This window comes from Pseudomonas brassicae (genome assembly GCF_010671725.1).
Lineage (GTDB): Bacteria > Pseudomonadota > Gammaproteobacteria > Pseudomonadales > Pseudomonadaceae > Aquipseudomonas > Aquipseudomonas brassicae.
Map to the genome: position 1 here is coordinate 1 of NZ_JAAHBU010000627.1, position 866 is coordinate 866.

General features: G+C 49.7%; 1 protein-coding gene. It reads left to right on the forward strand.

Features of this window, described 5'->3' with window-relative positions:
- Positions 1-606 precede the first annotated feature (606 nt).
- On the forward strand, positions 607-866 hold a 260-nt coding region (locus G3436_RS28155; RefSeq protein WP_243667354.1), incomplete at its 3' end, for a hypothetical protein.

Below are 866 nucleotides of genomic sequence, written 5' to 3' on the forward strand. Positions count from 1 at the left end.
TATTTTATTTGGTTAGGGCTAATCCCTTAAATTATCAGTCGAGATAAGGGAGTGAAGATATATAGCCATTGATGGGGTGTGATGCTCACGGTTGCTCTTGATAATGACACGCGCTGGACAATTTTGAAGCCAGTTCTGACCCAGAGAGGGGTGACTTTTCAGTTGTCACCCAGTTAACCACGGCGGTAACATATCCTGCTGAGCGAAGCGCTTTAAAATGCGCACACAGACCCGTGTATCCAGCGCCACCTATTGCAGATGCCTGACTAACTGCGTACTAGATTCTTAACACGTATCAATAATAAGGAAGTATTGAATGAAATCTGACTAGTTGAATAACGCTAGAAATCAGATAGACAAAGGCCCAAGTGCGACCTTGGGCCTCTGTGGATAAGTCAGAATTTAGCGACCTGACCTTTCCATTGTCTATTCCTAACATGCGGGACGTCAAGTCCTGCAGGACTTCGTTCATCCACAAGAAGGTGAGCGTTATCCACAACCCGGCACTCTTGGGCCTGCCCGGGAAGCAAAGGGCTACAGGGGCATCCAGCAAATTATCCCCAGGCTGGATGACAATCTTGGGTCCGCAGACATTGGACTGTATTGATGACTTTGCAGGAGAGATTTGCTCTCATCAGGAGCCGACAAGCTCACTTCGCGTGGGGCGATATCTACACGCCATCGGTTTTAGCGGTTCCACGAGAAGCCCCTAAGGGCTCTCGTATCAGCAGAATGAATAGCCGGAAGCTCGGCCGTGCGATTCACTCGCTGTCCACTCCAGAAGCGGTGTTCACCCAGCTTGCGCTCTTCCATCCTCAATTGCTCGACATTCACGAGCAGAAGATGTTGTGGCCATATCACGCCCC